Source organism: Mesorhizobium sp. M1E.F.Ca.ET.041.01.1.1, assembly GCF_003997355.1.
Lineage (GTDB): Bacteria > Pseudomonadota > Alphaproteobacteria > Rhizobiales > Rhizobiaceae > Mesorhizobium.
The window spans coordinates 1-1,828 of record NZ_RZSL01000887.1 but is presented as its reverse complement, the minus strand read 5'-3'; the positions used below and the strand labels follow the sequence as shown (position 1 = coordinate 1,828).

The 1,828-nt window shown below is 64.5% G+C and carries 3 protein-coding genes; 2 read left to right on the top strand and 1 reads right to left on the bottom strand.

What is annotated here, in order from left to right:
- The coding region (locus tag EOA38_RS35485; protein ID WP_145966249.1) for a GNAT family N-acetyltransferase at window positions 1-385 on the top strand (385 nt) is incomplete at its 5' end.
- A 49-nt stretch (window positions 386-434) separates the two neighbouring features.
- On the opposite strand, the gene EOA38_RS35480 is transcribed toward EOA38_RS35485, so the two are convergent.
- Entirely contained in the window at window positions 435-845 is a 411-nt protein-coding gene (locus EOA38_RS35480) for a GFA family protein (RefSeq protein WP_127301411.1), read from the bottom strand.
- 207 nt (window positions 846-1,052) lie between these two features.
- Here EOA38_RS35480 and EOA38_RS35475 point away from each other — a divergent pair, with 207 nt between their 5' ends.
- On the top strand, window positions 1,053-1,520 hold the full coding sequence (locus EOA38_RS35475; RefSeq protein WP_127301410.1) for a DUF1203 domain-containing protein: 468 nt from the start codon (window positions 1,053-1,055) through the stop codon (window positions 1,518-1,520).
- Window positions 1,521-1,828 lie beyond the last annotated feature (308 nt).

Below are 1,828 nucleotides of genomic sequence, written 5' to 3'. Positions count from 1 at the left end.
GGTCAATGTGCTGAGGCTGAGCGACGAGGAACTGGCCGCCGGCCTGCATCGCGAAGACCGCGACATCAGGGTGCTCTACCTCGACGGCTCCCCCGCCGGCTTCTTCGATCTAAAGCCGCATCTGCCGGAGGAAGTGGAACTCGCCTATTTCGGCATGATGGAGCACGCGCACGGCCAAGGCATCGGCCGCTGGTTCCTGGGCGCCGCGATCTCGGCTGCCTGGGCGTACGGACCGAGGCGCGTCACGGTGCAGACCTGCACGCTCGACCATCCGGCGGCACTGCCGCTTTACCAGAAACTCGGCTTCACGCCGGTGGCGCAGAAGAAGGAGGTCGTGCATCCGATGACTTTCGCCGAGCGCTCGGCGAGTGTGATGAGGCCATAGTTCGGGGCGGAGCCGGGCAGCAAGGAACCGGTCGACTGGGTCGATGCCCCTACGCCACCGGCGGCGGCTGGCCCTCGAAGGTCGGCAGCGCGGTGTCGATACAGGCCCAGGGAGGCGCCTTGCTCGTCCAGATCGTCGCTGCGGGCCGGATCACGTGCGGATCGTCGAGTGTGCCCGCGCGCACGAAGATCAGATGCGGGCGCGATTCGGCTTCACTAAAGAGATGCACGCCGCAGGCTGGGCAGAAGCGCCGGTGCATCCTGTTGCCGCTGTCGGCCTCGCTTTCGTAATCGCGCATCTCGCCGGCGATCTTGATGTGCGCTGTCAGGAAGCAGACGCTCACCGCAGCGTTGCCAGCCGCAATGTACTGGCAGAAGCGGCACCAGCACAGCCGCGCTGTGATGGGCTCCGCGCGGCTCTCGTAGCGGACCGCGCCGCACAGGCATCCTCCAGTGATCATGCTCGGATCATCGCCAGACCTCAGCCGCCCGCGCGCCACAGCCTTCTTCTGCGATCATCTTGGCGCGGAGCGCCGTGCCTGGCGAGTCTGATAACGCAATATTTCGATATTGCGCTCCGAGCAACGCGCGGTCCGCTTGGCAGGAATCGGGTGGGAGGCGCCGTCGCGCGGGCATAATTTCCGGTCAACGACACCGGAGATTTCGCCATGAGCATCCAGTTCCAAGCCTTGCCGACCGAAGCCGTGCGCGCCTTGCAGCGGGGAGGGCCGGATGCCTACGGCCGCATGCCCGAACAAAGGATTTCCGACGGCGACGGCGTGCCGTGCCGGCATTGCATGAAGAATGTCGCCGCCGGCCAAGGCTATCTCGTCCTCGCCTACCGGCCTTTCCCGGAGCTTCAGCCTTATGCCGAGACGGGGCCGATCTTCCTGCATGCGCAGGAATGCGAGCGCGCCGCGGAGGCGGATGCGCTGCCCGAGATGCTCGAGAGCAGCGACTACATCGTGCGCGGCTATGGCAAAGACGACCGCATCGTCTACGGCAGCGGCGCCGTCATCGCGACCGGCGACATCGCAGCCCGCGCCGAGACTTTGTTCGAACGCGACGACATCGCCTACATCCACATCCGTTCGGCGCGAAACAATTGCTACCAGTGCCGGATCGAGCGGGCATGAGGGAAAAAGATGCCCGCCGATGGTCTGGCGGGCAGTTGGGAAAAAGCCTGCGACAGAAGCCATTGGCGAAATCGCCAGCAGGCCGGTCGTGTCTAGGCACTTTTCCCCGGCGCCGAATGTGAAACGCTTCACACAACGCATATTGGAGGGTCGGCATTTTCGAAGTCGAGAGAGCGCCAGTAACGCTGTCGCATTCCCGTCGTATAACCGCGTTAAAAGGGTAGTCGTTGATCGATGGCCGACCGCGGATGGACCGGCGGCACATCGCAACACCGAGGAAGCGGGGCTCTGGCTCCGCTTTTTTGTTG

Excerpts from the sequence above, each read along its gene's own strand:
- EOA38_RS35480 (WP_127301411.1), bottom strand. The coding sequence starts at position 845 with ATGATCACTGGAGGATGCCTGTGCGGCGCGGTCCGCTACGAGAGCCGC.
- EOA38_RS35475 (WP_127301410.1), top strand. The coding sequence starts at position 1,053 with ATGAGCATCCAGTTCCAAGCCTTGCCGACCGAAGCCGTGCGCGCCTTG.